Annotated in this window: 22 protein-coding genes and 1 riboswitch; of the genes, 15 read left to right on the plus strand and 7 right to left on the minus strand. The window is 38.2% G+C overall.

What is annotated here, in order from left to right:
- Positions 1-131 precede the first annotated feature (131 nt).
- From I6G42_RS04825 to I6G42_RS04860, 8 genes are all read left to right on the plus strand, one after another.
- Positions 132-1,829: an AAA family ATPase gene (locus I6G42_RS04825; RefSeq protein ID WP_038804921.1), complete on the plus strand. Its 1,698-nt coding sequence runs from the start codon at positions 132-134 to the stop codon at positions 1,827-1,829.
- Positions 1,826-2,875: a 5-methylcytosine-specific restriction endonuclease system specificity protein McrC gene (gene mcrC / locus I6G42_RS04830; RefSeq protein WP_000612301.1), complete on the plus strand. Its 1,050-nt coding sequence runs from the start codon at positions 1,826-1,828 to the stop codon at positions 2,873-2,875. The genes I6G42_RS04825 and mcrC overlap by 4 nt, the downstream gene beginning before the upstream one ends.
- A 230-nt stretch (positions 2,876-3,105) precedes the next feature.
- Positions 3,106-4,098 carry an ABC transporter ATP-binding protein gene (locus tag I6G42_RS04835; protein WP_038804922.1) on the plus strand — a complete coding sequence of 331 codons (993 nt, stop codon included), beginning with the start codon at positions 3,106-3,108 and terminating at the stop codon, positions 4,096-4,098.
- A gap of 1 nt (position 4,099) precedes the next feature.
- The gene (locus I6G42_RS04840) at positions 4,100-4,918 is read left to right on the plus strand and encodes an ABC transporter permease (protein WP_000240148.1); all 819 of its coding nucleotides are present in this window, start codon (positions 4,100-4,102) and stop codon (positions 4,916-4,918) included.
- 1 nt (position 4,919) lies between these two features.
- Positions 4,920-5,705: an ABC transporter permease gene (locus I6G42_RS04845; protein ID WP_000760716.1), complete on the plus strand. Its 786-nt coding sequence runs from the start codon at positions 4,920-4,922 to the stop codon at positions 5,703-5,705.
- A 431-nt stretch (positions 5,706-6,136) separates the two neighbouring features.
- A complete protein-coding gene (locus I6G42_RS04850) occupies positions 6,137-12,589 on the plus strand; it encodes a S8 family peptidase (RefSeq protein ID WP_038804923.1) in 6,453 nt (2,150 codons plus the stop codon).
- Between the two features lie 446 nt (positions 12,590-13,035).
- Positions 13,036-13,905 carry a DUF6287 domain-containing protein gene (locus I6G42_RS04855; protein ID WP_038804924.1) on the plus strand — a complete coding sequence of 290 codons (870 nt, stop codon included), beginning with the start codon at positions 13,036-13,038 and terminating at the stop codon, positions 13,903-13,905.
- 226 nt (positions 13,906-14,131) lie between these two features.
- Positions 14,132-14,449, plus strand: a complete 318-nt coding sequence (locus I6G42_RS04860; RefSeq protein WP_000734663.1) for a LiaF transmembrane domain-containing protein — start codon at positions 14,132-14,134, stop codon at positions 14,447-14,449.
- Between the two features lie 28 nt (positions 14,450-14,477).
- On the opposite strand, the gene I6G42_RS04865 is transcribed toward I6G42_RS04860, so the two are convergent.
- Together I6G42_RS04865 and I6G42_RS04870 are read right to left on the minus strand one after the other, a co-directional pair.
- Positions 14,478-16,277, minus strand: a complete 1,800-nt coding sequence (locus tag I6G42_RS04865) for an N-acetylmuramoyl-L-alanine amidase (protein WP_038804925.1) — start codon at positions 16,275-16,277, stop codon at positions 14,478-14,480.
- 45 nt (positions 16,278-16,322) lie between these two features.
- Complete coding sequence (locus I6G42_RS04870) at positions 16,323-17,231, minus strand: LysR family transcriptional regulator (protein WP_001222578.1); 909 nt, start codon at positions 17,229-17,231, stop codon at positions 16,323-16,325.
- A gap of 102 nt (positions 17,232-17,333) precedes the next feature.
- Between I6G42_RS04870 and I6G42_RS04875 the strand changes: the two genes are divergently transcribed.
- The 3 genes from I6G42_RS04875 (at position 17,334) to I6G42_RS04885 (ending at position 18,264) form a co-directional block, all read left to right on the plus strand.
- Complete coding sequence (locus tag I6G42_RS04875; RefSeq protein WP_044135604.1) at positions 17,334-17,567, plus strand: YqgQ family protein; 234 nt, start codon at positions 17,334-17,336, stop codon at positions 17,565-17,567.
- Positions 17,564-17,944, plus strand: a complete 381-nt coding sequence (locus I6G42_RS04880) for a rhodanese-like domain-containing protein (RefSeq protein WP_038804926.1) — start codon at positions 17,564-17,566, stop codon at positions 17,942-17,944. The genes I6G42_RS04875 and I6G42_RS04880 overlap by 4 nt, the downstream gene beginning before the upstream one ends.
- 86 nt (positions 17,945-18,030) lie before the next feature.
- Positions 18,031-18,264, plus strand: coding sequence for a hypothetical protein (locus tag I6G42_RS04885; protein WP_038804927.1), 234 nt, complete (start codon positions 18,031-18,033; stop codon positions 18,262-18,264).
- 40 nt (positions 18,265-18,304) lie between these two features.
- Here the strand turns inward: I6G42_RS04885 and I6G42_RS04890 are convergent, their stop codons facing one another.
- A complete protein-coding gene (locus I6G42_RS04890) occupies positions 18,305-19,030 on the minus strand; it encodes a 16S rRNA pseudouridine(516) synthase (RefSeq protein ID WP_038804928.1) in 726 nt (241 codons plus the stop codon).
- Positions 19,031-19,190: 160 nt separating this feature from the next.
- On the opposite strand from I6G42_RS04890, the gene typA reads away from it, so the two are divergent.
- Positions 19,191-21,032 (plus strand): translational GTPase TypA, encoded by a 1,842-nt coding sequence (gene typA, locus I6G42_RS04895; protein WP_000164115.1) that lies wholly within the window; start codon positions 19,191-19,193, stop codon positions 21,030-21,032.
- Positions 21,033-21,051: 19 nt separating this feature from the next.
- Positions 21,052-21,306, plus strand: coding sequence for a DUF3165 family protein (locus I6G42_RS04900; protein ID WP_000262658.1), 255 nt, complete (start codon positions 21,052-21,054; stop codon positions 21,304-21,306).
- A gap of 322 nt (positions 21,307-21,628) precedes the next feature.
- On the opposite strand, the gene I6G42_RS04905 is transcribed toward I6G42_RS04900, so the two are convergent.
- The 4 genes from I6G42_RS04905 to I6G42_RS04920 form a co-directional block, all read right to left on the minus strand.
- Entirely contained in the window at positions 21,629-22,891 is a 1,263-nt protein-coding gene (locus tag I6G42_RS04905) for a nucleobase:cation symporter-2 family protein (RefSeq protein WP_038804931.1), read from the minus strand.
- Entirely contained in the window at positions 22,891-23,472 is a 582-nt protein-coding gene (locus tag I6G42_RS04910; protein WP_038804932.1) for a xanthine phosphoribosyltransferase, read from the minus strand. Before I6G42_RS04910 ends, I6G42_RS04905 begins: the two co-directional genes overlap by 1 nt.
- Before the next feature lie 129 nt (positions 23,473-23,601).
- Positions 23,602-23,697: riboswitch (purine riboswitch) on the minus strand.
- Positions 23,698-23,927: 230 nt separating this feature from the next.
- Complete coding sequence (locus I6G42_RS04915) at positions 23,928-24,314, minus strand: bleomycin resistance protein (protein WP_038804933.1); 387 nt, start codon at positions 24,312-24,314, stop codon at positions 23,928-23,930.
- Positions 24,315-24,325: 11 nt separating this feature from the next.
- Complete coding sequence (locus I6G42_RS04920) at positions 24,326-25,153, minus strand: exodeoxyribonuclease III (protein WP_038804934.1); 828 nt, start codon at positions 25,151-25,153, stop codon at positions 24,326-24,328.
- 133 nt (positions 25,154-25,286) lie between these two features.
- On the opposite strand from I6G42_RS04920, the gene I6G42_RS04925 reads away from it, so the two are divergent.
- Both I6G42_RS04925 and I6G42_RS04930 read left to right on the plus strand, forming a co-directional pair.
- Positions 25,287-25,742 carry a DUF3290 family protein gene (locus I6G42_RS04925; RefSeq protein WP_000675329.1) on the plus strand — a complete coding sequence of 152 codons (456 nt, stop codon included), beginning with the start codon at positions 25,287-25,289 and terminating at the stop codon, positions 25,740-25,742.
- Positions 25,739-26,374, plus strand: coding sequence for a DUF421 domain-containing protein (locus I6G42_RS04930; RefSeq protein ID WP_038804936.1), 636 nt, complete (start codon positions 25,739-25,741; stop codon positions 26,372-26,374). The genes I6G42_RS04925 and I6G42_RS04930 overlap by 4 nt, the downstream gene beginning before the upstream one ends.
- The last annotated feature ends 4 nt before the right edge of the window (positions 26,375-26,378 follow it).

Genomic DNA, 26,378 nt, shown 5'->3' on the forward strand with positions numbered 1-26,378 from the left:
ATAGTGAAATTTTTATCGTATATGTATAGCAATGTTGCATCGTATTGGAAAGGTTTTCGTGCTATAATATTAATTAACAATAAAATTTAGTACATCAAAAATTACTAGAGATGTGGGATGTGAGGTTTAAGATGAGACAAGCAGGACAATTTGATTGGGTAGATTTTTATAAAGAATTTGCGTTTAAACTTGTGAGCTATAAAGAGAAAAGGGCAGAGCTCATTCAAAAGGTTAAGGCAATTTATCAAATGACGGGCATTTCAATGCCAACCTTGGACAAGGACAACAATATCATGGATATTGACCCTTTTACAATTTTTGGTCTATTCAATAAAGGGTTGAAAAATGAAAATCGGATTAAAATTTTGACTGCTATTGCAGAATTATTTGAATTATCTCATGATGTTCCAACTTCATTCGACAGTATTCCCGTTCTCAATAAACAGAATGCGACCTATTATCTTTTTTATACAGATAGAGGGGTTAGTGATATTGATGATTTGTGGGAGCTTTTTGTAGCGGCATTAGCTTATTCCGAAGATTCATCATCTGAAAATAAGGAGCTTCTCTCAGGCTATTTTGATAAAGTCATCAATAGAAAAAACAATGGTACTGCTAAAGTTACGATGGGCTTATATTGGATTGCCTCCAATTCGTTTTTAAATATAGATGGACCAAACAAGGAGTATATTTACGAATCTGGGAAATTACCTTTAGAATTAGTCCATAAACTCCCAAAGGTGAATTCGAAAGTTTCTGCATCAGATTATTTTTCTATTGTTGAAATACTTAAAAACTATTTAGGTAGTCCACAGTCTGAATTGAAAAACTTCAATGAATTGTCTTTTGCAGCGTGGAAGTATTCTGAACAAGTGAAAAAAGAAAAACAAGCAAAAAATGAAGTTACTGAGAGTTCAGCACCTAGATATGATCTACCATCTGAAGACACTAAAGAATCAGAAAAAGTGGATACTAGCTATACTAGGGAAGATTTTCTAAAAGAAGTTTTTGTATCAGCAGAGGATTATAATCGATTGGCAACGATTCTTCGCCTCAAGAAGAACATCATATTGGAGGGGGCTCCGGGTGTTGGAAAAACATTTACTGCTGATCGACTAGCTTACTCACTGATGGGTGAAAAAGCGATCGATAGGGTAAAGATGGTTCAGTTTCACCAAAGTTACTCTTACGAAGACTTTATTATGGGATTTAGACCTTCTGCCAGTGGTTTTGAACTAAGAAAAGGTCCCTTCTATCAATTTTGTAAACAGGCTGAGGGCGATGAAAGCAATGATTATTTCTTTATCATTGACGAAATTAATCGAGGAAATTTGAGCAAAATATTTGGTGAATTGTTTATGCTTATCGAAATGGATAAGCGAGGAAGAGATCTACAGCTTCTTTATTCGGATGAACAATTCTCAATTCCGGAGAACTTATACATTATTGGTATGATGAATACTGCCGATCGTAGCTTAGCCATGCTAGATTTTGCCTTGAGACGAAGATTTGCATTTTTTGAGCTGAAACCAGGATTTGATTCGGATGGCTTCAAAGAATATCAATCACACTTGAAGAATGAAAAATTTGATGCATTAATAAATACTGTGAAGCATCTAAATGAAATCATCGCTTCTGATGAAAGTTTAGGAGAGGGTTTTTGCATAGGCCATAGTTATTTTTGTAATCTAATACCGAATAGTATCGACCAACAAGTTCTTTCGAGTATTGTAGAGTATGAACTGATACCTCTTTTAAAGGAGTATTGGTTTGATGAACCTAGCTTAGTTAAAGAATGGAGTGGCAATCTAAGGAGTGCGATTAAGTGATACCGATAAAGAATGTTTATTACATGCTGACTTATGCTTTTAAGGTTCTTAAGGGGCAAGGATATCAGAAACTTGCCACAGAGGAGTTTCATCATACGGCTGATTTGATGAGTGCTATCTTGGCTAAAGGAATTGCCATACAGCTTAAGAGAGGACTGGGAAAGGAATACCTTGCTCAAGTGGAAGAACTCTCTACACTAAGGGGAAAAATTGAGATTACAGAGTCAATCAAAAGTCAATGTACTCTTGGGAAGAAAATATTTTGTACTTATGAAGAGTTTTCAGTAAATAATAGGATGAACCGTATTATAAAATCAACGGTCAATCTTCTGTTGAAAGCAGATATCTCCAAGGATAGGAAGAAAGAATTGCGGAAATTGATGGTTTATTTCCGTGATGTTGAACCGATTGATTTGGAAACTGTTAACTGGAATCTGCAATACAACAAAAATAATCAATCTTATAGAATGATGATTGCCATTTGCTATTTAGTGGTAAAAGGTTTATTGCAAACAACATCAGATGGTAACATGAAGATGATGAGTTTCTTAGATGAGCGACGAATGAACAGATTGTATGAAAAATTTATCCTTGAGTATTATAAAAAACATTATCCAGAATTAAATGCGAATGCAGCACAGATACCGTGGGCGTTAGACGATGGTATCGGTGAGATGCTCCCTATCATGCAAAGTGATATTCAGCTTCAAAAAGAGAATTCTATCTTGATTATTGATGCTAAATACTATAAAAGTACAACTCAAATGAATTTTAAAAAGTATTCTCTCCACTCCAACAATCTTTATCAGATTTTTACATATGTCAAAAATAGAGAATACCAAAATCAAGAACATGGTAGCAAAGTGTCGGGGATGTTGCTCTATGCAAAGACAGATGAAGTAGTTCAACCAGATAATGTTTATCAAATGCACGGTAATCAAATCAGTGTTCAGACTTTGGACTTAAATCTTTCCTTTAAAGAAATAGCGAATCAATTGGATACCATTGTTGTATCTCATTTTGGAAATGCAAAAAAGTTCCGATGAAGCAGCGGAGAGTGAATCTAGTCGTTTTCAAGATATTCGATCACTGGGATATTCTATGCTTTCTTTCCTATCCCACAAAAAACACTTGTTTTCCCTTCTTAATTACTTTATAATAGAGTGTTACTGAGGCCTTCTAATGTGATAAAGAAGGCAGATTTTAGAAGATGAGAAATTGGCTTTTTGTATTTAGAGGACACGGTTTGTTGATTTCTTACTAAGGGGAGATAGATATGGCAATGATAGAAGTGGAACATCTTCAGAAAAATTTTGTGAAGACAGTAAAGGAACCTGGTTTGAATGGAGCTTTGCACTCCTTTATTCATCCTGAAAAGCAGACTTTTGAAGCGGTCAAGGATTTGACCTTCGAGGTACCAAAGGGCCAGATTTTAGGTTTTATCGGCGCAAATGGTGCTGGGAAGTCAACCACCATCAAAATGCTGACAGGGATTTTGAAACCGACATCTGGTTTTTGTCGGATTAATGGTAAGATTCCGAAGGACAACCGTCAGGATTATGTCAAGGATATTGGAGTGGTCTTTGGACAACGCACCCAGCTATGGTGGGATTTGGCTCTGCAAGAGACCTACACGGTTTTGAAAGAGATATACGATGTGCCGGACTCGCTTTTCCACAAGCGCATGGACTTTTTGAATGAAGTCTTGGATTTGAAGGAATTTATCAAAGACCCCGTGCGGACTCTTTCACTTGGCCAACGGATGCGGGCGGACATTGCGGCGTCCTTGCTCCACAATCCCAAAGTTCTCTTTTTAGATGAGCCGACTATTGGTTTGGACGTTTCGGTCAAGGACAACATTCGTCGCGCCATCACCCAGATCAATCAGGAGGAAGAAACAACCATTCTCTTGACCACTCACGACCTGAGTGATATTGAGCAACTCTGTGATCGGATTTTTATGATTGATAAGGGGCAAGAGATTTTTGATGGAACGGTGAGCCAGCTCAAGGAAACCTTTGGCAAGATGAAGACTCTTTCTTTTGAACTGGTGCCAGGTCAAAGTCATCTCGCTTCTCACTATGAAGGCCTGCCTGATATGACCATTGATAGACAAGGAAATAGCCTCAATATTGAATTCGATAGTTCCTGCTACCAGTCGGCCGATATTATCAAGCAAACCCTGTCTGATTTTGAAATCCGCGATTTGAAGATGTTGGATACGGATATTGAGGATATTATCCGTCGCTTCTATCGAAAGGAGCTCTAATATGGTCAAATTGTGGAGACGTTATAAACCCTTTATCAATGCAGGGATTCAGGAGTTGATTACTTATCGAGTCAACTTTATTCTCTATCGGATTGGGGATGTTATGGGAGCTTTTGTGGCTTTCTATCTCTGGAAGGCGGTCTTTGATTCCTCGCAGGAGTCTTTGATTCAGGGCTTTAGTATGGCAGATATCACTCTCTACATTATCATGAGTTTTGTGACTAATCTTTTGACTAGGTCGGATTCTTCTTTTATGATTGGGGAGGAGGTCAAGGATGGCTCCATTATCATGCGCTTGTTGCGACCGGTGCATTTTGCGGCCTCTTATCTCTTCACCGAGCTTGGCTCCAAGTGGTTGATTTTTATCTCTGTTGGACTTCCTTTCTTGAGTGTGATTGTCTTGATGAAAATCCTTTCTGGGCAAGGGATTGTAGAAGTGCTGGGGCTAACTACCCTTTATCTATTTAGCTTGACGCTGGCCTATCTGATTAACTTTTTCTTTAATATCTGCTTTGGATTTTCAGCTTTTGTGTTTAAAAATCTTTGGGGTTCCAATCTACTTAAAACTTCCATAGTGGCCTTTATGTCTGGAAGTCTGATTCCCTTGGCTTTCTTTCCAAAGCTTGTTTCAGATATTCTGTCCTTCTTGCCTTTTTCATCTTTAATTTATACTCCGGTTATGATCATTGTTGGGAAGTACGATGCCAGTCAGATTCTTCAGGCATTCGCTTTGCAGTTTTTCTGGCTCTTAGTGATGGTGGGCTTGTCTCAGCTGATTTGGAAACGAGTCCAGTCCTTCATCACCATTCAAGGAGGTTAGTATGAAAAAATATCAACGCATGCATCTGATTTTTATCAGACAATACATCAAGCAAATCATGGAATACAAGGTTGATTTTGTGGTTGGTGTTTTAGGTGTCTTTCTGACCCAAGGTTTGAACCTCTTGTTTCTCAATGTCATCTTTCAACACATTCCATCCCTAGAAGGCTGGGCCTTTCAAGAGATTGCCTTTATCTATGGTTTTTCCTTGATTCCCAAGGGATTGGACCATCTCTTTTTTGATAATCTCTGGGCACTGGGGCAGCGCTTGGTGCGAAAGGGAGAATTTGACAAGTATCTGACTCGTCCTATCAATCCTCTCTTCCATATCCTCGTTGAGACCTTTCAGATTGATGCCTTGGGTGAACTTTTGGTCGGAGGTATTTTGCTAGCGACAACAGTATCAAGCATTGCTTGGACTCTTCCCAAATTCCTGCTTTTCTTAGTCTGTATTCCTTTTGCGACCTTGATTTATACTTCCTTGAAAATCGCGACTGCCAGCATCGCTTTTTGGACCAAGCAGTCAGGCGCCATGATTTACATTTTTTATATGTTTAATGACTTTGCCAAATATCCAATTTCCATTTACAATTCCCTTCTTCGTTGGTTGATTAGCTTTATCATCCCCTTTGCCTTTACAGCCTACTATCCTGCCAGCTATTTCTTAGAGGACAAGAATGGGCTCTTTAACATTGGTGGGTTGATTCTGATTTCACTTATCTTCTTTGCAATTTCTTTGAAACTATGGGACAGGGGCTTAGATGCCTACGAAAGTGCGGGTTCGTAAGAGATAAGATAGGATGAGAGTTAAAAATTAAATATGTTACAAACAACCGTTGAAAATTATAGCGGTTGTTTTTGCATATTTATTTAAGTATAAGTTGTATCCATCCCCCCTTTTTGCGATTTTGGTAGTTATTCCGGTTAATTGATAATATTTTTGATGGTAGGAATGAGTTTATATTGTAGCCAGTTAACTATAATATTTATTGACTAGACTATTTGTTAACATGGATTAAAAAAAAAATTAACCTGGGTTAATTTTTCTTGACTTAAATTTTTTTAATTGATATACTGTTTTTCAGAGAGCTAACAATTATATATAAATGTACTACTCTACCCCACTAGATGATACGTCATAAAACTTTTTATAACAAAGGCTAGCAAGGTTAAAGTTTTCTATCTATTGGGTTTAAAATAAAAAATTAAGGAATTAAAATGAAAAAAAGTACGGTATTGTCATTAACTACTGCTGCAGTTATTTTAGCAGCATATGCCCCCAATGAGGTAATTTTAGCAGATGCACCTAGTTCTGAAGATGCTTTAAGAATTTCTGATAAAGAAAAAGTAGTAGCAGATAAAGAAAAAGTAGTAGCAGATAAAGAAACAGAAAACAATGAACAATCTGAAGAACTTCATAATGTTATAGAAACTTCAAAGGATACTGAGGAGAAGAAGACAACAGTTATTGAGGAAAAAGAGGTTGTTAGTAAAAAGTCTGTGATAGACAAAAAAACTAGTAACGAAGGAGCAAGTATCAAAGAAGACTCCAATCAATCCCAAGGAAATGATGCGGACTCATTTGTAAATAAAGATACAGAAAATCCGAAAAAAGAAGATAAAGTTGTCTATATTGCTGAATTTAAAGATAAACAATCTGGAGAAAAAGTAATTAAGGAACTATCAAATCTTAAGGATACAAAAGTTTTATATACCTATAATACGATTTTTAATGGCGCTGCCATTGAAACAACTCCAGATAATTTGGACAAAATTAAACAAATAGAAGGTGTTTCGTCGGTTGAACGATCACAAAAACTCCAACCAATGATGAATCATGCCAGAAAGGAAATTGGAGTTGAGGAAGCTATTGATTACCTAAAGTCTATCAATGCTCCATTTGGGAAAAATTTTGATGGTAGAGGTATGGTCATTTCAAATATCGATACTGGAACAGATTATAGGCATAAGGCTATGAGGATTGATGATGATGCCAAAGACTCAATGAAATTTAAAAAAGATGACTTAAAAGGCACTGATAAGAATTATTGGTTGAGTGATAAAATCCCTCATGCGTTCAATTATTATAATGGTGGTAAAATCACTGTAGAAAAATATGATGATGGAAGGGATTATTTTGACCCACATGGGATGCATATTGCAGGGATTCTTGCTGGAAATGATACTGAAAAAGATATCAAGAACTTTAATGGCATAGATGGAATTGCGCCTAATGCACAAATTTTCTCTTATAAAATGTACTCTGACGCAGGATCTGGGTTTGCAGGTGATGAAACAATGTTTCATGCTATTGAAGATTCGATCAAACACAATGTCGATGTTGTTTCGGTATCATCTGGCTTTACGGGAACCGGTCTTGTAGGCGAGAAATATTGGGAGGCTATTAGAGCATTAAGAAAAGCTGGAATCCCAATGGTTGTTGCTACAGGTAACTTTGCGACTTCTGCTTCAAGTTCTTCTTGGGATTTAGTAGCAAATAATAATCTGAAAATGACAGATACTGGAAATGTAACACGAACTGCCGCACATGAAGATGCGATAGCGGTCGCTTCTGCTAAAAATCAAACCATTGAGTTTGATAAGGTTAACATTGGAGGACAAAGTTTTAAATACAGAAATATAGGGGCTTTTTTCGATAAAAACAAAATCCTAACAAATGAGGATGGCTCAAAAACTCCAAATAAATTAAAATTTGTATATATAGGCAAAGGTCAAGACCAAGATTTGATAGGCTTGGATCTTAAGGGCAAAATTGCAGTAATGGATAGAATTTATACCAAGGATTTAAAAGATGCTTTTAAAAGAGCTATGGATAAAGGCGCACGTGCCATTATGGTTGTAAATACTGTAAATTACTACAATAGAGATAATTGGACAGACCTTCCAGCTATGGGATATGAAGCGGATGAAGGGACTACTAGTCAAGTATTTTCAATTTCAGGAGATGATGGTGTAAAATTATGGAACATGATTAACCCTGATAAAAAAACTGAAGTCAAAAGAAATAATAAGGAAGATTTTAAAGATAACTTAGAACAATACTATCCAATTGATATGGAAAGCTATAATTCTAATAAACCGAATGTAGGTGATGAAAAAGAAATTGACTTTAAATTTGCACCTGACACAGACAAAGAACTTTATAAAGAAGATATTATAGTTCCAGCAGGGTCTACATCTTGGGGGCCAAGAACAGATTTGCTTTTAAAACCGGATGTTTCAGCACCAGGTAAAAATATTAAATCTACTCTAAATGTTATTAATGGTAAATCTACTTATGGTTATATGTCAGGAACTAGCATGGCAACTCCAATTGTAGCAGCTTCTACTGTTTTGATTCGACCAAAATTAAAGGAATTGCTTGAAAGACCTGTCTTGAAAAATCTTAAGGGAGATGACAAAATAGACCTTACAAGTCTTACAAAAATAGCCCTACAAAATACTGCAAGACCTATGATGGATGCAACCTCTTGGAAAGAAAAGAGTCAATACTTTGCATCACCTAGACAGCAGGGAGCGGGACTAATTAATGTTGCCAACGCTTTGAGAAATGAAGTTGTAGCGACTTTCAAAAATATAGATTCTAAAGGTTTGGTAAATTCATATGGTTCCATTTCTCTTAAAGAAATAAAAGGTGATAAAAAATACTTTACAATCAAGCTTCACAATACCTCAAATAGACCTTTAACCTTTAAAGTTTCTGCATCAACTGTAACTACAGATGCTCTAACTGATAGGCTAAAACTCGATGAAACATATAAAGATGAAAAATCTCCGGACGGGAAGCAAATTGTTCCAGAAATTCACCCAGAAAAAGTCAAAGGAGCAAATATCACATTTGAGCATGATACTTTCACTATAGGTCCAAATTCCAGCTTTGATTTAAATGCGGTTATAAATGTTGGGGAAGCAAAAAATAAAAATAAATTTGTAGAATCATTTATTCATTTTGAGTCAGTGGAAGAAATGGAAGCTCTAAACTCCAACGGTAAGAAAAGAAACTTCCAACCTTCTTTGTCCATGCCTCTAATGGGATTTGCTGGGAATTGGAACCACGAACCAATCCTTGATAAATGGGCCTGGGAAGAAGGGTCAAAATCAAAAGCGATGGAAGGTTATGATGATGATGGCAAACCAAAAATTCCAGGTACCTTAAATAAGGGGATTGGTGGAGAACATGGTATAGATAAATTTAATCCAGCAGGAGTTATCCAAAATAGAAAAGATAGAAATACAACATCCCTAGATCAAAATCCAGAACTATTTGCTTTCAATAACGAAGGAATCAACGCACCCTCATCAAGTGGTTCTAATATTGCTAAAATTTATCCTTTAGATTCAAATGGAAATCCTCAAGATGCTCAACTTGAGAGAGGATTAACGCCTTCTCCACTTGTATTAAGAAGTGCAGAAGAAGGGGTGATTTCAATAGTAAATACAAATAAAGAAGGAGAAAATCAAAGAGACTTAAAAGTCATTTCGAGAGAACACTTTATTAAAGGAATTTTAAACTCTAAAAGAAATGATGCAAAGGGCATTAAATCTTCTAAGCTAAAAGTTTGGGGTGATTTGAAATGGGATGGACTCATTTATAACCCTAGAGGTAGAGAAGAAAATGCCCCAGAAAGTAATGACAAAAAAGATCCTGCTACTAAGATACGAGGACAATTTGAACCGATTGCGGAAGGCCAATATTTCTATAAATTTAAATATAGATTAACCAAGGATTACCCATGGCAGGTTTCCTATATTCCTGTAAAAATTGATAACACCCCTCCAAAGATTGTTTCAATTGATTTTTCAAACCCTGAAAAAATTAAGTTGATTACAAAGGATACTTATCACAAGGTCAAAGAGCAATACAAGAATGAAACGCTATTTGCGAGAGATCAAAAAGAACATCCTGAAAAATTTGACGAGATTGCCAACGAAGTTTGGTATGCTGGGGCCGCTCTTGTTAATGAAGATGGAGAGGTTGAGAAAAATCTTGAAGTAACTTATGCAGGTGAGGGTCAAGGACGAAATAGGAAACTTGATAAAGACGGAAATACTATTTATGAAATTAGTGGAGCAGGAGATTTAAGAGGCAAAATCATTGAAGTGATTGCATTAGACGGTTCTAGCAATTTCACAAAGATTCATAGAATTAAATTTGCTGATCATGCTGATGAAAAGGGGATGATTTCCTATTATCTAGTAGATCCTGATCAAGATTCATCTAAATACCAAAAGCTTGGAGAAATTCCTGAATCTAAATTTAAGAATATAAAAAACGTTAAAGATGATAGTCTTAAAAAAGATACAACTGAGGTAGAACATCATCAAGAAAATGAAGAGGCTACCGAAGAAAAATCTAGTTTTACTATTCATAAAACTATTTCAACAATTAGAGATTTTGAAAGCAAAGACTTAAAGAAACTCATTAAAAAGAAATTTAGAGAAGTTGATGACTTTACAAGTGAAACTGGTAAGAGAATAGAGGAATACGATTATAAATACGATGATAAGGGAAATATCATTGCTTATGACGATGGTAGTGCCTTACAATATGAAACTGAAAAACTTGATGAAATCAAATCAAAAATTTATGGCATTCTAAACCCATCTAAAGATGGACACTTTGAAATTCTTGGAAAGATCAGTAATGTTTCTAAAAATGCCAAGGTATATTATGGAAATAACTATAAATCGATAGAAATCAAAACGACCAAGTATGATTCCCACTCAAAAACGATGACATTTGATTTATACGCTAATATTAATGATATTGTGGATGGATTAGCTTTTGCAGGAGATATGAGGTTTTTTGTCAAAGATGATGATCAGATAAAAGCTGAAACTAAAATTAGAATGCCTGAAAAAAATAAGGAAACTAAAGCAGAATATCCGTATGCATCAAGTTATGGGAATGTAATAGAATTAGGAGAAGGAGATCTTTCAAAAAATAAACCAAACAATTTAACGGACATGGAATCTGGTAAAATCTATTCTGATTCAGAAAAACAACAATATCTATTAAAGGATAACATCATTCTAAGAAAAGGCTATGCACTAAAAGTGACTACCTATAATCCTGGAAAAACGGATATGTTAGAAGGAAATGGAGTCTATAGCAAGGAAGATATAGCAAAAATCCAAAAGGCCAATCCTAATCTAAGAGTCTTATCAGAAACAACAATTTATGCTGATAGTAGAAATGTTGAAGATGGAAGAAGTACTCAATCAGTATTAATGTCGGCTTTGGACGGCTTTAACATTGTAAGATATCAAGTGTTTACATTTAAAATGAATGATAAAGGGGAAGCAATCGATAACGATGGCAATCTTGTGACAGATTCTTCTAAACTGGTATTATTTGGTAAGGATAGTAAAGAGTACACAGGAGAGGATAAGTCCAATGTAGAAGCTATAAAAGAAGATGGCTCTACGTTATTTATTGATGCAAAACCAGTAAATCTTTCAATGGACAAGAACTACTTTAATCCATCTAAAACTAATAAAATTTATGTACGAAATCCAGAATTCTATTTAAGAGGTAAGATTTCTGATAAGGGTGGTTTTAACTGGGAGTTGAGAGTTAATGAATCGGTTGTAGACAATTATTTAATCTACGGAGATTTACACATTGATAACACTAGAGATTTTAACATTAAGCTTAATGTTAAAGACGGTGACATCATGGACTGGGGAATGAAAGACTATAAAGCAAACGGATTTCCAGATAAGGTAACAGATATGGATGGAAATGTTTATCTTCAAACTGGCTATAGCGATTTGAATGCAAAAGCAGTTGGAGTACACTATCAATTCTTATATGATAATGTAAAACCTGAAGTAAGCATTGATCCTAAGGGAAATACTAGTATCGAATATGCTAATGGAAAATCTGTAGTTTTTAACATCAATGATAAGAGAAATAATGGATTCGATGGTGAGATTCAAGAACAACATATTTATGTAAATGGAAAAGAATACAAATCATTTGATGATATTAAACAACTAACAGATAAGACACTAAACATTAAGATTGTTGTAAAAGATTTTGCAAGAAATACTACCGTAAAAGAATTCATTTTAAATAAAGACACGGGAGAGGTAAGTGAATTAAAACCTCATAGGGTAACTGTGACCATTCAAAATGGAAAAGAAATGAGTTCAACGATAGTGTCGGAAGAAGATTTTATGTTACCTGTCTATAAGGGTGAATTAGAAAAAGGATACCAATTTGATGGTTGGGAAATTTCTGGTTTCGAAGGGAAAAAAGACGCCGGCTATGTTCTTAATCTATCAAAAGATACCTTTATAAAACCTGTATTCAAGAAAATAGAGGAGAAAAAGGAGGAGGAAAATAAACCTACTTTTGATGTATCGAAAAAGAAAGAAAAAACACAATCTGATTCAACTAATGATGTCAATAGTATTGTTTCTGATGAAAATGATAAAAACTTTGAAATTAACAAGAACGTTTATCTAAATGAAGAAGGGAACTTAACTAATAAAAATACCAACATCAATAGTAAATCAACTAGTAACAATCCTAATGAGTTGCCAAAAACCGGAACAGCAAGCGGAGCCCAGACACTATTAGCTGCCGGAATCATGTTTATAGTAGGAGCTTTTCTTGGATTGAAGAGAAAAAATAAAGATTAAGACAAAAGCTATAGAAAAAATAAAGATTAAGACAAAAGCTATAGAAAAAATGGTTTATGTACTGAGATTAGATAGTGAGGAGGTGACATAGTTTTGTGAAAGTATTGATTTATAAATATATTATTTAGATTTCTATGAAAATGGGAGATTTAAAAGAGATATATGTAAAAGCCTTGTCTCAGGACAGGCTTTTTCTAATGGAGATGGGTTCTGTTTAAAATCCATTTCTTCGGCTTATAAAAATATAAATACAAACGGTTGTTTATATTTTGTGGTATAATGTATTGTAATAAATACTTGTTTTGATACCAATCTAGAGATATTTTTATAGTTATTTATTCTAGAAATTTTTGCTTGGATTTTTTTTAAAAGTCATAAAAGTTCATGGATAGTAACGAATGAAGTATCGTAAGCTTGGCTGAATATCAATCAAAAAGGAGAAAATTATGAATAAGAAAGAACGGGAAAAACAATTTGAAGAGATCAATGGACCTAAGCGGTCTGAATCAAAGTCGGCTCCGAATAAAAATATAAAAATCTATATTGGCATAGCACTCTCTGTTTTAGTCACTCTCATCTTGGTAAGTATTTTCTCATATCTTCTGATTGGAAAGAAAGAGCCAAATCAAGGATCGTCTTCAGTTTCAACTACAGAGTCAACAAGTCAAGCGTCTACAAGCCAAGGAAAAACAGATGAGACTGATAAGGATAAACAAGTGGAAATTCAAAAACTCAAGGATCAACTGACTGCTTTAGATACCAAAATTACGGAAGCAGAAGCACTTGTTAGCAAGTTGAAGAAAGAAACTACCGTTCCAAAACTAGATATTGAAGCAATCAAGAACAATGATTTGTCTAGTTTAGAAGGTACTTGGCGTAGTCAATCTGGCAATGAATACATTATTAATGATTCTGGAGAAGTACGTGCGACTTGGTTTACAAATGATCAAAAGTACGAATCTGTAGTTGGATTAAAGGTATCAAAAGGACAAGATAGTCGTAACCCTGAGACAGCGTCTATTAGTGCATGGGTAAAAGATTCTGTTGCTGGAGGATTCGTAGTAGTAGCTGTGCCAAGTGGAGTTGTTATGCAACCTGCTGATGACGGAAAGATTACGGATAAAAGCAATCATGCTGAGGAAAGACTACTTTCAGGACAAGATTATGGGTCTATGTTAATGAAACCAGAAAATGTTTATTATCGTGTGAAACCAGATACCAGTAAACTTGAGGAAGCAGAAAAGAACTTAGCTCAACTGCAAGCTGATCGTGAAGCAATCAAATCTTCTCTAGAGTCAAAGGAAAAGAAAAACTAGATTGTATTCGTTCAAAAATACTGTTACAATCGGCAGAATCAAGAAGCCCATTAGGGCTTCTTTTTCTTTTATCACGACTATTCAACCACTTAGACAGAGATATTGACCAGATAGGCAAAAGGGCTTGTTCTTGAAAAATTCCTCTGCTATAATGATTCATGTAAGGGACGTGAGGGGTCAGTATCAGACAACTCAAGAACCTAAAAAAGAAAATGGAGACATAAAAATGAAAAAATTATTGGGACTTGTATTTTTAGTAGCAGCAGCGCTAGTATTGTATTTCGGATCTGTTGGCTGGCCAAGTTTGGATGTCAACCTCTGGTCACTCATTCCGGTAGGATTGTTCCTCTATTTCACGCTAGAAAACTTTTTGAAAAAAGACTACAAGTCTAGTCTGATGTGCTTGATCATTGCCTTTATCATTGCAAATGCTATTTTTGATCTCTTGCCAATTTCAAGTGGTTTGGTGATTGGTGCCGGTGTGCTAGCTTGTGTAGGACTTGGCTACCTCTTTCCTGATAAAGATAAAAAAGAAGGCAAATAAAAAGTCTCGAGATTTCTCGAGACTTTTTTTACTGACCAGCATAATATTTTTGGATCCCCTTTACGATGCCTGCGACCAGTTTATCTTGGTAGTGGCTATCTCTGATTTGTTGGTTTTCGGAGAAATTATCCATATAACCAAGTTCTAGGAGAACGGCTGGTTTGGCTGTTTCGCGTAGTACGGCATAGCTGCTCTCCAACAGGCCAGCATCCTTAGCTCCTGTTTCTGCTAGAAGAGAGGAGTGGATGGCAGCGGCGAGGCGTTTGCTTTCACTCATACGATCTGGGTGATTGTGCCAGTATTTATTAATCTTACTTGGATAATCAGGTTCATCGCTATAGGAGTAGGTTTGAATACCGCTCGCTTTTGAGTAGGTATTACCAGTAGCGTTGAAGTGAATACTGATAAAGATGTCAGAGTTGGTTTTATTAACCATACGAGAACGTTCAGTAACAAAGTCAACGTCAATATCACTATCACGAGAAGTGAGGACCTTGTAGCCTAGTTCTTCTAACTTAGTACGAAGCTTACGGTAAATCTGCATGTTGAGGTCTTTTTCAGCAACATTGTAGTAAAAGGCACCTGAATCTCGACCACCATGCCCAGGATCTAGGAAAATGGTATTGCTGTATAGTCCTTTTGTAAATCCGCCTTCAGTTGAAACTTCAGAAATCCATTGACCGTATTTTTGGAACAGGTGTTCCTTACCGTCTATCTTGTAAGTTCCTGAAACATAATGCCCATTATTATCTAGGTAGTAGCGAGCTTTGTCAGCGTTATCGTAAATCCATTCACTCTTTGCCATGTAACCACCTGACTTGAGGTAGTATGCTCCAATCCACTCCTGATTTGCATAACGACCATCCGCTTTTAGATAGAACCAGCTCTTGTAGGCTTTATCAAAGATCCACTCATTCTCCGCCATAGCTCCACTGGTTTTAAGGTAGTAGCTTTCTTTCCATTTGTCTGCTAGCATCCCACCATTCTGGTCAAATGAGTACCAAGAACCCTGAATTTTTTGCCAGTTTTCTTGGACATATCTCCCTGACCCGTTCGCATAGAACCAAGTATCCTTGATTTTGACCCAGTTGTTTTCTGCCATAGCTCCGCTCTGGTTAAAGAGGTAGCCCTTGAAGGTTGTCGCACTCAGCATTCCACCGTCTTTGTCAAAGTAATACCAAGAACCGTTGATTTTCTCCCATTTATCCTGTGAGATCTTTCCAGAAGGAGCGACATAATACCAAATTTGGTCTAATTTAGTCCAGCCCTTTTCTGCCATAGCTCCGCTTTTTGTGAGAAGATAGCCGTCAACGGCGGTGTTGCTGAGCATGCTTCCAGTTTGGTCAAAATAGTACCAAGAACCATTGATTTTTTTCCAGGTGTTCTGAGCTAGTCGTCCAGAGGAATCAGCATAATACCATTGATTGTCCAGTTTGGTCCAGCTATTTTCTATCATGACACCATCTTGGTCAAAGGCATAGCCTTTGTAGACAGTAGAATGAAGACGATTACCATCTTGATCGAAGTAGTACCATTTGCCTTGGATTTGTTTCCAGTTCAAAGCAGGCTTATCATCTTGGTAAAAACGCCAGTGATGATTTTCTTGGTACCACCCTTCTTTTTTTGTCTTGTCTTCTTGCGCATCTACTTTCGGAAGAACTTCTGATTTAGAGTTTTCCTCAACACTTGATTCTTTCTTTTCTTCTTTGGCAATTATTTCCTTGACAGCAGGTGTGGATTGAGTTGTGTTTTCTTCTCCTAAGACGGATGTGGGTGCTAATCCTACGATTGAAAGGATTAAAGCACTGGTCAGTAGTATCTTTTTCACTTTCTATTTCCTAACTTTTTCTTTTTCCCTTTTTCATTTTTCCCATTAATTATCAAATTGAACTTCTTCTAGTAAGTATTCGATAAAGCGTTCGCCCATCTTAGACAGGCTGGTTTTTTCATGCTGGATATAGACTAGTTCAATCGGGTCGTCAATGTCCAGCGGAATGGAAACGATATTATCTCCGTTGAGGTTGCTGTTCAAAATCCCTGTTGCAATGGTGTAACCATCCAAACCAATCAAGAGGTTAAAGAGGGTGGCGCGGTCACTGACTACAATGGATTTCTTGTGGTGCTCTTGTGAAAGAATCTCCTCTGAAAAGTAGAAGGAGTTGTGCGTCCCCTGGTCATAACTCAGATAAGGAAAGTCTTCCAAATCAGCCAGTTTGACCTTGTCTTTTTTAGCTAGAGGGTTGGTCTTGCTGACAAAGATATGGGGTTGAGCGGTAAAGAGGTGGTGGGCTAGCAGGTGATTGTCATCCAGCATTTTCGTTAAAACATCACGATTGTAGCTGTTTAAAAAGAGGACACCGACCTCGCTACGGAAGTTCTTGACGTCATCGATAATCTCCCAAGTCCGAGTTTCACGAAGGAAGAGCTCGTATTTCTCCATATCACTTTTCTTGAGCAGAGAGACAAAGGCATTGACTACAAAGGCATAGTGCTGAGAGGAAACGCTGAAAAGTTCGCGGTGGGCGATAGGATTTTTATAACGTTCCTCCAGAAGCTGAGTTTGCTCGACAACTTGACGAGCGTAGGAGAGAAACTCCATCCCATCACGCGTCAAGGTAATTCCCTTGGGATTGCGGATAAAGATTTCAATGCCCATTTCATTTTCCAAGTCTCGAACGGCATTAGAGAGACTGGGTTGGGTGATAAAGAGTTGCTTGGCTGCCTCATTCATAGAGCCAGTTTCGACGATTTTGATAATATAGTGTAGTTGTTGAATTCTCATGTTTTTATTGTACCATACTTGCGGAAGAATGGGCAATGAAGACGAAGAAAATAGGGGGAAAGAACCGGTCCAGTATTGAAAAAAAGTCTAAAATCTGTTAGAATGGAAGCTATGAAAACATTCTATGATGTGCAGCAATTTCTCAAACAATTTGGCATTATTGTTTACATGGGGAAGCGTTTGTATGATATTGAACTGATGAAGCTCGAACTCTCTCGGATTTATGATGCAGGTCTCATGGACAAGCTAGATTACCTAGAAGCGGAAGCTGTTCTTCGTAGAGAGCACAAGATAGAATTAGACTACATAGAGAAAAATGGAGATAAGAACTTATGACAATTTGGGTTGTTTGGGGAATCGTTCTGGCAATGGTGGCCTGGATGGGTTATAACTACCTTCGTATTCGTCGTGCGGCTAAGATTGTGGACAATGCAGAATTTGAAGCCTTGATTCGGAAAGGGCAATTGGTTGATGTCCGTGAACCAGCAGAGTTTCACAGAAAACATATCCTCGGAGCGCGCAATATTCCTTCAAATCAGTTGAAGTCAAGCCTTGCAGCCCTTCGCAAGGATAAACCTGTCCTTCTCTACGAAAACCAACGCGGACAACGAGTGACTAATGCAGCACTTTATCTGAAAAAACAAGGTTTTTCTGAGATTTATATCCTTTCTTATGGATTGGATTCTTGGACAGGGAAGGTCAAGACGAGTTAACATTCTGTTAAAACCTGTCGGATGATAGATAAAGCTTGCATTTTATAGTATCATCATTTATATTAAATTTAAGGAGATTTTGTAATATGAATTCACAACAAAAGAAAAAACCTTCACTTGTTTTAGGTATCTTATCTATCGTCCTTGGTTTGCTATTTCCAATAGTAGGTCTGATTTTGGGGATCATAGGATTGGTCTTGGCTTTTTCATACCAAAAAGAATCTGGACTAGACTATAAAACAGAAAAAATTCTCAACATCGTAGGACTTGTGGTTTCTGTACTTAACTGGATATTAGCCATCGCATTAGTTTTTAGATAAGCAATAAACAAAAAAGCTTTAAATTTAAAGCTTTTTTATTTTATCGACTCATCTCTAAGTAGTTTTTTATGATTTCCAATTCCTCTGGATTCAAGGGACGGTATTGCCCTTCTGCTAGCTCTGGGTCTAATGTAAAATCACCGAATTGGACGCGTTTTAGGGCAGTTATCTTGACACCAACTGATAGAAACATCTTCTTGACTTGATGAAACTTGCCCTCAGAGATGGTGATGGAGGCCTGGCTCTCTGTTGGACTTGCGGACAGAATTTCAAGCTGAGCAGGTTTACAAGTGGTCCCGTCTAGAAAGACAATCCCCTCTTTGAATTTTTGGATATGGTCTGACGTGAGCGGTCCGTTTACCACCACTTGATAGGATTTATCGACATGGTACTGGGGATGAAGGAGTTGAAATCCAAGAGGTCCATTGTCTGTCAAAAGGAGCAGTCCTGTCGTATCGCGGTCTAGCCTACCTATCGCGTAGAGTTGGTCTGACTGGATATTTTTGGGGACTAGGTCCATGACGGTTGGAAGTTTCTTATCCTTGCTAGCTGTAACGACTCCGTTTGATTTATGAAGCATGAGGTAGTTGTGCTCGTAGCCTTGGATTTGCCTCCCTTGAAAGACTAATTTCTGTAATCCAGTATCGACATTTTGAGCGAGGGAGCGAGCTGGAAAATCGTCCACTAGGATTTCTTTTTTTAATAGAGCCTGTTTCATAGCTTTGCGACTGATCTTTTCTTGGGCTAATAATCTATCTAAACGCATACCAACCTATCTTATCATAAGTCTCTGACTTTGAAAAGGGATGACATGGCCAGAAAAGTAAAGTGAAAACATTTACACTTGCTTGAGTTATGTCATTTGACTGAAAATGTGGTATAATTGCTCAGTTAGAAAATAAATTTTAAATATTATAGAGGAAATCATGACAAAATTAAGAGAAGATATCCGTAACATTGCGATTATCGCCCACGTTGACCACGGGAAAACAACCCTCGTTGACGAATTATTGAAACAATCTGAAACTCTTGATGCACGTACTGAATTGGCAGAGCGTGCTATGGACTCAAACGATATCGAAAAAGAGCGTGGAATTACCATCCTTGCCAAGAATACTGCTGTAGCTTACAATGGCACACGTATCAACATCATGGACACACCAGGACACGCGGACTTTGGTGGAGAAGTGGAACGTATCATGAAAATGGTTGATGGTGTTGTCTTGGTCGTAGATGCCTACGAAGGAACCATGCCACAAACTCGTTTCGTATTAAAAAAAGCCTTGGAACAAGACCTTGTTCCAATCGTGGTTGTTAATAAAATCGATAAACCATCAGCTCGTCCAGCAGAAGTAGTGGATGAAGTCTTGGAACTTTTCATCGAGCTTGGTGCAGATGATGACCAGCTTGATTTCCCAGTTGTTTATGCTTCAGCTATCAACGGAACATCTTCATTGTCAGATGATCCAGCTGATCAAGAAAAAACAATGGCACCAATCTTTGATACCATCATCGACCATATTCCAGCTCCAGTCGATAACTCAGATGAGCCTTTGCAGTTCCAGGTATCACTCTTGGACTACAATGACTTCGTAGGTCGTATCGGTATCGGTCGTGTCTTCCGTGGTAGTGTGAAAGTTGGGGACCAAGTTACCCTTTCTAAACTAGACGGCACAACGAAGAACTTTCGTGTTACAAAACTCTTCGGTTTCTTTGGTTTGGAACGTCGTGAGATCCAAGAAGCCAAAGCAGGTGACTTGATTGCCGTATCTGGTATGGAAGATATCTTTGTCGGTGAAACTATTACGCCGACGGATGCTATTGAACCACTTCCAATCCTACACATCGATGAGCCAACTCTTCAAATGACTTTCTTAGTCAACAACTCACCATTTGCTGGTAAAGAAGGTAAGTGGGTGACTTCTCGTAAGGTAGAAGAACGCTTGCAGGCAGAATTGCAAACAGACGTTTCCCTTCGTGTTGACCCAACGGACTCTCCAGATAAATGGACTGTTTCAGGACGTGGAGAATTGCATTTGTCAATCCTGATCGAAACCATGCGTCGTGAAGGCTATGAGCTTCAAGTATCTCGTCCAGAAGTTATCGTAAAAGAGATTGACGGTGTTAAATGTGAGCCATTTGAACGTGTTCAAATCGATACTCCAGAAGAATACCAAGGATCGGTTATCCAAAGTCTTTCCGAACGTAAGGGTGAAATGTTGGATATGATTTCAACTGGTAATGGTCAAACTCGTTTGGTCTTCCTTGTTCCTGCGCGTGGTTTGATCGGATATTCAACTGAGTTCTTGTCAATGACTCGTGGTTACGGTATCATGAACCATACCTTCGACCAATACTTGCCATTGATTCCAGGTGAAATCGGTGGTCGTCACCGTGGAGCCCTTGTTTCCATCGATGCTGGTAAGGCTACAACATACTCAATCATGTCTATCGAAGAGCGTGGTACGATCTTTGTCAACCCAGGTACTGAAGTTTATGAAGGAATGATCATCGGTGAAAACTCTCGTGAGAATGACTTGACAGTTAACATCACTAAGGCCAAACAAATGACCAACGTTCGTTCAGCTACCAAGGACCAAACAGCAGTTATCAAGACACCTCGTATCTTGACCCTTGAAGAGTCACTTGAGTTCTTGAACGACGATGAGTACATGGAAGTAACGCCGGAGTCTATCCGTTTGCGTAAGCAAATCCTCAACAAGGCAGAGCGTGAGAAAGCCAACAAAAAGAAAAAATCAGCTGAGTAAGAGCTAGAAAGAGATAAAGATGGTCTATTTAATCATAGGGATACTCTTATTACTACTCTATGTATTTGCGACACCCCAAAGTATCAAAGGAACAGTCAACATCGTTATCTTGGTCTTTTTAGTTGTTGCACTCTTGATTTTGCTGATGTTGTCCATCTTGCAAATCTTCCAGTTACCGACAGAATTCTTTGTCACAATCGCCATGCTGGCTCTAGCCTACTTTAGCTTGAGAGATATTACGCTCATGCCTGTAAAAAAGGGTAAAAGAAGATAATAGAAGAGGCTGGATAATGACCCAATTTGAGGAGAAAATCTAGCAAATTTTTCCCTGATAAAACGCATAATATTAAGGTTTTTGAATGCCTGATATTATGCGTTTTTATGATTTTTAAAACTTTTTGAGCGACCTATTAGAAAGTGGATACTCTTACAATTATTTTGGAAATAATTTAATTTCTGATTTAACGTATATTTTCTCAGAAGGGCTATTATTCCAACTTTTTTAAGGGTAGTCTCATTTTGGACCGAAAGAAAAAGATTGAAGAAATCGTCCAAAATGAACTTTTCTTCAATCTGGAGGCTCACACCTCTTTTTCTTATTTCTTCTTCCTGTTTAGGATGGCATTGAGGACAATGGCAAGTAGGCTGGCTACGACGATTCCGTTTGAGAAGAACATTTGGAAGGCTGTCGGCATGCTGACAAAGAGATTACTGTTGTTGAGTCCGACACCTGCAGCGATTGAAACTGCTGCGATAAGGAAGTTGTGTTCATTGTTAGCAAAGTCAACACGGGCGAGGATTTGCATCCCTTGAATAGATACAAAACCAAACATCACCAGCATAGCACCACCGAGGACAGGGCTCGGAATGATTTGGGCAAGGGCACCAAACTTAGGAAGGAGTCCAAGGAGAACGAGGAAACCAGCTGCGTAGTAGATTGGCAGGCGAGTCTTGATACCTGATAATTTAACCAAACCAACGTTTTGTGAAAATCCTGTGTAAGGGAAGGTGTTAAAGATTCCTCCGAGAAGTACGGCCAAACCTTCTGCGCGGTAACCGTTGCGCAGGCGCGTGCTGTCGATTGGGTCTTTTGTGATATCAGACAAGGCTAGGTAAACACCAGTAGACTCAACCATAGACACCGTTGCGATGATACACATCATGACAATAGATGAGATTTCAAAGGTTGGCATCCCAAAGTAGAGTGGAGTTGGGACATGGACAAGAGGTGCTGCTGCAACAGGAGAGAAGTCCACCAAACCCATGCTAGCAGCAATGGCAGTTCCAACAACCAAACCAATCAAAATAGAGATAGATTTGATAAATCCTTTGGTAAAGATATTAATCAAGAGGATAATCAAAACAGTGATAGCTGCAAGCAAGAGACTTTGACCAGTTGGCTCTGGAACGTTATTTCCCATATTTCCAATAGCGACAGGAATCAAGGTTAAACCAATCGTGGTAATAACAGATCCTGTTACGATAGATGGGAAGAGATTGGCCACTTTTGAGAAGATGCCTGAAACAAGAACCACGTAAATCCCTGATGCGATAAGGGCACCAAACATAGCACCACTACCATGGCTTTGCCCAATCATAATCAAGGGAGCGACCGACTGGAATGCAACTCCGAGCACGACTGGTAGTCCAATTCCAAAGTATTTGTTGAGTTGGAGTTGGAGGAAGGTTGCCACCCCACACATGAAGATATCTGTGGAAATCAGGTAGGTTAACTGCTCAGCCGAATAGCCAAGGGCTGTCGCAATCATGATGGGAACTAGGATAGATCCTGAGTACATGGCTAGTAAGTGCTGCAAGCCAAGAACGGCTGCTTGCGAGTGTTTTTCTTGAGTTTGCATTAGAGATCTGCCTCCTTAAATACGACCTGACCATTTTCAAAACGATCTAAACGAGCAAGTGATAGGACAGGATAGCCTGCTTTTTCAAGCAAATCACGACCATCTTGGAAGGATTTTTCAATCACGATACCGATAGCTTCGACTGTGGCACCTGCCTGTTCGATGATTTGAATCAAGCCTTTAGCTGCTTGGCCATTAGCAAGGAAATCGTCAATAATCAAGACCTTGTCCTCGGGTGAGAGGAATTTTCCAGCGATAGAAACGGTGCTGGTTACCTGCTTGGTAAAGGAGTAAACTTCGGCAGTTAAGATACCTTCGTTCATAGTGATGTTTTTAGCTTTTTTAGCAAAAATCATGGGAACGTTTAAGGCTTCAGCTGTAAAAATGGCTGGGGCAATGCCTGAAGCTTCAATGGTTACGACCTTGGTAATGCCAGCAGTAGCGAATTTTTCCGCAAAAACCTTACCAATCTCTCGCATCAAGCTAAAGTCAACTTGGTGAGTTAAAAAGGAATCCACCTTGAGGATGTTATCACCCAAGATATGCCCATCCTTAAGGATGCGCTCTTCTAGTAATTTCATAAGACCTCCTAAAGTCTAAAAGCCAATCCATTTGCTTGTTCCAGATTTCTATCCAGTAAAACTGATAGAAAAAGGACCTACTTAATCTCTAAGTAAGTCCCCAAAATAGGTATGGCAAAAACGACCATACCTCCAAGATAACTTACTTATTGTTAGGTGTTCCGGCACCTTGTAGAAACGTCGTGCCAATTCACGACATAAACAAGTAAAATGATATTCAATTTCAAATAGGCTTGAGCCAATGTTTTTATTTTACACTAAATAACTTTAAAAATCAAATATTTTGTCAGTATTTAGATATAAAAAACGAACAAATGTAAGAAAATGGACAAAAATCCATCATTGGCTAACATTTAGAAGGTTTTTCCATCATAAAAGGGCACATTATTAGGTTTTTAAACACCTGACAATATGCCTTTTTCTAACTTTAAAGACTTTTCCCAATCTTTATTATTCTACTCGCTAAATCTTAAAAAATAGCCATCTGGATCCAAAACTGCAAATTCATGAGGATATATAAAGCTATTTCCTACTCGAAATTCTCTTTTTGTCAGGGGACGATGGATAGGATAGTCAGCTTCCAGCATTTTTTGGTGGAGCTGAGGAACATCTGCAATGCCAAAGGAAATATTGACACCGCGCCCGAAAGGATAGGTCAGTTGGGCTAATTCTTCTGCGCTGCCTTCTTCTAACATGAGCTGGCAGTCTTCAAGAGAGAGAAAGAGAAATTTCTCCTCGGGGCGCTCGTATTCGACAGAGAATCCCAACAAGTCGCAGTAGAAGTGGCGTGATTTTTCGATGTCAGATACTACAAATTCAGGAATGATAGCTTGATAGTCCATTAGCTTTCTCCTTAGAGCTCAATCTCCATGACAATGGGTGTGTGGTCTTGGCGCGCACCTGAGTCAATCATATCAGACTTGGTCACCTTGTCAGCCACGCGGTTGCTTGTCAGCCAGTAGTCGATTCTCCAGCCTGTATTGTTGATTTTAGAAGTCTTGCTGCGTTGTGCCCACCAAGTGTAGCGTTCTGGAACATCGCCGTGAATGTGGCGGAAGGTATCCGTAAATCCAGTTGCCAAGAGGTTGGTAAATCCAGCACGTTCCTCGTCGGTAAATCCAGGTGAACGGCGGTTGCTAGCAGGATTTGCAAGGTCGATTTCATTGTGGGCTACGTTGTAGTCACCGGTCGCAAGGACTGGTTTTTCTTTGTCTAGTTCAGCCAAATACTCCGCATATTTGACATCCCAGACTTGACGTTCTTCCAAGCGTTTGAGACCGTCGCCAGCGTTTGGAGTGTAAACTTGGGTTACGAAAAATTCATCAAATTCTAGAGTGATGATACGGCCTTCCAAGTCCATGGTAGAAGGGGCACCGATTTCTGGGAAGCTGATAGTAGGCGTAAGTTCTTTCTTATAGAGGAACATGGTTCCAGCATAGCCTTTACGGGCAGGTTCTTGGGAAGAGCGCCACGTGTTTTCGTAACCTGGGAAGAGTTCCTCTAAAATTTCCAAGTGTTTCTTTGTAGGACCCTTGGCAGAAAGCTTGGTTTCCTGGATAGCGATGATATCAGCATTTTCAGCGACCAAGGTTTGTAGGACTTCTTGGGACAATTTGGCACGAGCTGAGTCACTAGTTAGGGCAGCGTTTAGGGAATCAATATTCCATGAGATAAGTTTCATAAAGTTACCTTTTTCATTCAGATTATAGATTTTATTATACCAAAAAAAGGTCTATTTCCCCAACGTATGGCTTGAAAAATCACTCTCTTTCGTTTATAATTAAGAATGATTTTATGAAAGGGAGTGAAAATAAATGAAATTTTACTCATATGACTATGTACTTAGCCAAATCAGTCAGCAAAATGGCATCATGATTGGCTTTGGAATTGTTCTCCTAGCTATCACAGGATTTTTTGCTTTTAAAGCCTATCGAGATAAAAAGGGGACTAAGTTTCGGGAATTGGTCATGATTTTGGCCTTGACCTTGGTGGCCATGCTTTTGGTGACAATCTCAAAATACCAGACCAATCAAGCCTCTAACAACCAATTTCAAACTTCCCTTCATTTCATAGAGGTTGTTTCCAAAGACTTGGGGGTGGATAAATCAGAAGTTTATGTCAATACTTCTGCAGCCACTGATGGAGCACTTATCAAGGTAGGTTCAAATTTCTATCGTGCCATGAACGGGAGCCAACCAGACAAGTATCTTTTAGAGAAATTAGAATTGCATCAAACAGACGCTATTGAATTGGTGGAGGTAAACAAATGACACTCAATTATATGGAAATTTTAATCAAACTGGCCCTGGGTCTTTTCTCTCTTGTTTTTGTTATTAATGTGACAGGAAAGGGGAATCTAGCACCTAACTCTGCTATAGACCAAATTCAGAACTATGTTCTTGGTGGTATCATCGGTGGGGTGATTTACAATAGTTCAATCAGTATTCTGCAGTACGCAGTGATTTTGATGATGTGGACGATTTTGGTCTTGACCCTCAAGTGGCTCAATAACAATGTTCGTTTTGTCAAACGCTTGATTGATGGAAAACCAACTCTCCTTATCAAAAATGGGCAGATTGACCCAGAAGCCTGTCGTTCAGTTGGTTTGTCTGCAGCAGAAGTTGCTCTCAAACTTCGTAGCCAAGGGATTTTCCAGATGAAACAGGTCAAATGCGCTGTGCAGGAGCAAAATGGCCAACTCATCGTGGTCCAAATAGGAGATGAAAATCCTAAGTATCCAGTTGTGACTGACGGTGTGATCCAAGTCGATGTCTTGGAGTCGATTGGTCGTAGCGAAGAGTGGTTGCTTGATAATCTCAGCAAACAAGGACATGACAATGTAGCCAATATCTTTATCGCTGAGTATGACAAGGGTGTCGTCTCAGTCGTAACCTATGAATAAGAAA

This window comes from Streptococcus oralis, assembly GCF_016028255.1.
In the GTDB taxonomy this organism is placed as follows: domain Bacteria; phylum Bacillota; class Bacilli; order Lactobacillales; family Streptococcaceae; genus Streptococcus; species Streptococcus oralis_AC.

Excerpts from the sequence above, each read along its gene's own strand:
- I6G42_RS04890 (WP_038804928.1), bottom strand. The coding sequence starts at position 19,030 with ATGCGTTTAGATAGATTATTAGCCCAAGAAAAGATCAGTCGCAAAGCT.
- I6G42_RS04900 (WP_000262658.1), top strand. The coding sequence starts at position 21,052 with ATGGTCTATTTAATCATAGGGATACTCTTATTACTACTCTATGTATTT.
- I6G42_RS04885 (WP_038804927.1), top strand. The coding sequence starts at position 18,031 with ATGAATTCACAACAAAAGAAAAAACCTTCACTTGTTTTAGGTATCTTA.
- I6G42_RS04855 (WP_038804924.1), top strand. The coding sequence starts at position 13,036 with ATGAATAAGAAAGAACGGGAAAAACAATTTGAAGAGATCAATGGACCT.
- I6G42_RS04840 (WP_000240148.1), top strand. The coding sequence starts at position 4,100 with ATGGTCAAATTGTGGAGACGTTATAAACCCTTTATCAATGCAGGGATT.
- I6G42_RS04835 (WP_038804922.1), top strand. The coding sequence starts at position 3,106 with ATGGCAATGATAGAAGTGGAACATCTTCAGAAAAATTTTGTGAAGACA.
- I6G42_RS04910 (WP_038804932.1), bottom strand. The coding sequence starts at position 23,472 with ATGAAATTACTAGAAGAGCGCATCCTTAAGGATGGGCATATCTTGGGT.
- I6G42_RS04915 (WP_038804933.1), bottom strand. The coding sequence starts at position 24,314 with ATGGACTATCAAGCTATCATTCCTGAATTTGTAGTATCTGACATCGAA.
- I6G42_RS04930 (WP_038804936.1), top strand. The coding sequence starts at position 25,739 with ATGACACTCAATTATATGGAAATTTTAATCAAACTGGCCCTGGGTCTT.
- typA (WP_000164115.1), top strand. The coding sequence starts at position 19,191 with ATGACAAAATTAAGAGAAGATATCCGTAACATTGCGATTATCGCCCAC.
- I6G42_RS04850 (WP_038804923.1), top strand. The coding sequence starts at position 6,137 with ATGAAAAAAAGTACGGTATTGTCATTAACTACTGCTGCAGTTATTTTA.
- I6G42_RS04860 (WP_000734663.1), top strand. The coding sequence starts at position 14,132 with ATGAAAAAATTATTGGGACTTGTATTTTTAGTAGCAGCAGCGCTAGTA.
- I6G42_RS04845 (WP_000760716.1), top strand. The coding sequence starts at position 4,920 with ATGAAAAAATATCAACGCATGCATCTGATTTTTATCAGACAATACATC.
- I6G42_RS04925 (WP_000675329.1), top strand. The coding sequence starts at position 25,287 with ATGAAATTTTACTCATATGACTATGTACTTAGCCAAATCAGTCAGCAA.
- I6G42_RS04920 (WP_038804934.1), bottom strand. The coding sequence starts at position 25,153 with ATGAAACTTATCTCATGGAATATTGATTCCCTAAACGCTGCCCTAACT.
- I6G42_RS04875 (WP_044135604.1), top strand. The coding sequence starts at position 17,334 with ATGGAAGCTATGAAAACATTCTATGATGTGCAGCAATTTCTCAAACAA.
- I6G42_RS04880 (WP_038804926.1), top strand. The coding sequence starts at position 17,564 with ATGACAATTTGGGTTGTTTGGGGAATCGTTCTGGCAATGGTGGCCTGG.
- I6G42_RS04825 (WP_038804921.1), top strand. The coding sequence starts at position 132 with ATGAGACAAGCAGGACAATTTGATTGGGTAGATTTTTATAAAGAATTT.
- I6G42_RS04905 (WP_038804931.1), bottom strand. The coding sequence starts at position 22,891 with ATGCAAACTCAAGAAAAACACTCGCAAGCAGCCGTTCTTGGCTTGCAG.
- I6G42_RS04870 (WP_001222578.1), bottom strand. The coding sequence starts at position 17,231 with ATGAGAATTCAACAACTACACTATATTATCAAAATCGTCGAAACTGGC.